Source organism: Bordetella petrii (assembly GCF_020991325.1).
In the GTDB taxonomy this organism is placed as follows: domain Bacteria; phylum Pseudomonadota; class Gammaproteobacteria; order Burkholderiales; family Burkholderiaceae_B; genus Bordetella_A; species Bordetella_A petrii_E.
This window is the reverse complement of record NZ_JAJMLX010000426.1, coordinates 1-2499: the sequence shown is the minus strand read 5'-3', so window position 1 is coordinate 2499 and position 2499 is coordinate 1. Positions and strand designations below refer to the sequence as shown.

2 protein-coding genes and 1 pseudogene are annotated in these 2499 nt (G+C 68.9%); 2 read left to right on the top strand and 1 reads right to left on the bottom strand.

Annotated features, from left to right (window positions below):
* Positions 1–558, top strand: a 558-nt coding sequence (locus tag LPZ50_RS24045; protein WP_268903609.1) for a tRNA (adenosine(37)-N6)-dimethylallyltransferase, incomplete at its 5' end; no start/stop codon positions are given.
* 612 nt (positions 559–1170) lie between these two features.
* Here the strand turns inward: LPZ50_RS24045 and purM are convergent.
* Positions 1171–2220, bottom strand: a complete 1050-nt coding sequence (gene purM, locus LPZ50_RS24040; protein WP_230665360.1) for a phosphoribosylformylglycinamidine cyclo-ligase — start codon at positions 2218–2220, stop codon at positions 1171–1173.
* A 137-nt stretch (positions 2221–2357) separates the two neighbouring features.
* Between purM and LPZ50_RS24035 the strand changes: the two are divergent.
* Positions 2358–2499 (top strand): annotated as a pseudogene (locus tag LPZ50_RS24035) (DnaA regulatory inactivator Hda); the annotation flags it as partial.

The window sequence follows — 2499 nt, the reverse complement described above, 5'->3', positions numbered from 1 at the left end:
GCCGTCCACCTGCTGGTGCGGCAGATGCGCGGCGACGATGGACAACTGGGCCTGGACCCTGTCACCGCCGCCCGCCTGGCCCCCAATGACAGCCAGCGCATCCAGCGCGCGCTGGAAATCTGCCTGCTCAGCGGCCAGCCCATGTCGGCCCTGCTATCGGGCCGGCAACGCCCGGCCGGTGCGCCGGGGCAGCATCGCTATGTGACGCTGAGCCTGGAACCCTCGGACCGCCTGGCCCTGCATGCCCGCATTGCGCAGCGCTTCGACGCAATGCTGGACGCGGGCCTGCTGGATGAAGTGCGCGTCCTGCGCGCGCGCGGCGACCTGCACCCGGGCCTGCCCTCGATCCGCTGCGTGGGCTACCGGCAGATGTGGGGGCACCTGGACGGCCAGGCAGACCTGCCCACGGCCCGCGACCAGGCCATCGCGGCCACGCGGCAGCTGGCCAAGCGGCAACTGACCTGGCTGCGGGCGGAACCGGGTCGGCTGACGGTGGATTGCCTGGCCGGGGATGCCGTTGACAGGGTGGTTGATGGGGTGGCCGGGATCTGGGGTTGAAGGGGTGTGGGGGCCTGAGGTCGCCGGTTGAGGAGGAATCGTTCTTCAGGAGGAGGATGAGTTCTTCTGGCGCCGCGGGGCGGGAAAAAGCATTCGTGCATTGGATGGCGTGGGGTCGGGGCTTAGGCTGGGCCTGGGGTTTCAAGGCTGTGCTGGCTGCGCGGCTGGTGCCTGCCCCTGGATGCTGGGGTCTGGCTCCCGCCAGGGTGCCTGACCCCGATCACAGCGCACCGGCAGCCACTTCGGTGTCTGGCACCCTGGCGGGAGCCAGACACCCGGTGCCCCCGCGATCCCTGGCTCAGCCCCACACAACCCCGCGAGCCACCACCCGAAAGCTATTTTCCGCCGCGGTGGGCGGCGGAAAATAGCGGCCCTGTACTTTTTTCTTCTTCAAAGCCGGACACCCCGACGAAGGGCAAGAACCCCGCCCGCCCCAGCGTCGTCAAGGTTCAAAGCCGGTGCAAGCCGCGGGGTGGGGGGAAATGGGCGGGACGCGCCTCGGCGCCGGGGTCGGCCGCGGGGGGCGGCCGACTGGCGTCGTGAAGCGGACGGGCCATTTCCCCCCACCCCGCGGCGCCAACAGAAACAACAACAACAACCGCAGCAAACCCCTTACACCACGAAGGTCTGCGCCCCGCCCTGCTCCTGGGCCACGATCTCGCCGATCCGGCTGACAACTTCCCCTTGGGCCTGCAGGGTGGCGGCCACGGCGTCGGCCTGGTCGGCCGCCACCACCACCACCATCCCGATACCGCAGTTGAATACGCGGTGCATTTCGGTGTCTTCCACGCCGCCTTGCTGCTGCAGCCATTGGAACAGCTGGGGCATTTGCCAACCGTCGCGATGCAGGCGGGCCGACAGGCCGGGCTGCAGGATGCGGGGCACGTTGTCCAGCAGGCCGCCGCCGGTAATGTGCGCCAGGCCCTTGATGGCCTGCGGGTGGGCCGCCAGCGCTGCCAGCACCTGCTTCACGTAGATGCGCGTGGGCGCCATGACCACGTCGACCAGGGGCTGGCCGTGGAAATCCTGGTCGGGACGCGCGCCGGCGCGTTCCAGGATCTTGCGCACCAGCGAGTAGCCGTTGGAGTGCGCGCCGCTGGACGCCAGGCCCAGCACCACGTCGCCCGGCTGGATGGACTTGCCGTCCAGGATGGCCGATTTTTCCACCGCGCCCACCGCGAAGCCGGCCAGGTCATATTCGCCATCGGGGTACATACCGGGCATTTCGGCGGTTTCGCCGCCGATGAGCGCGCAGCCGGCCAGCTCGCAGCCGTGCGCAATGCCGCCCACCACCGCCGCGGCCGTATCCACCGACAGCTTGCCGCAGGCGAAATAATCCAGGAAAAACAGGGGTTCGGCGCCCTGGACCAGGATATCGTTCACGCTCATGGCGACCAGGTCGACCCCTACCGTGTCGTGGCGGCTCCATTCGAAAGCCAGGCGCAGCTTGGTGCCCACGCCATCGGTGCCAGACACAAGCACGGGCTCGCGGTACTTCCCGGGCACCTGGAACAAGGCGCCAAACCCGCCTATGCCGGCCAGCACGCCAGGACGCATGGTGCGCGCGGCCAACGGCTTGATGCGGTCGACCAGGGCGTCGCCCGCATCGATGTCGACGCCGGCGTCGCGGTACGTCAGGGGGGCAGAAGGTTGAGTAGTCATGAGAAAAACCGTGGGGTATGTGACAATTGCGGAGTTTTCGGGGTGCTGCGCCTGCATTTTACGATGCCGGGCGGCCGGCATCGCGCGGCCCGGCCTGGCGCCGGTTGCCGCCCCCCGTCATGCCTAGATATTCACTCATGAATCGCCAGCTGCTGCTCGACGTACTTCCCGCGCCTGCTCCCACGCTGCAGAACTACATTGCCGGCTCCAACGGCGAGGCGCTGGCGGCCGCGCGCGCGCTGGAAACCGGCCGGGCCCTGTACCTGTGGGGCCCGTCCT

What these genes read in the sequence shown, in the direction of transcription:
- purM (WP_230665360.1), bottom strand. Translation starts at nt 2,220, where the DNA reads ATGACTACTCAACCTTCTGCCCCCCTGACGTACCGCGACGCCGGCGTC.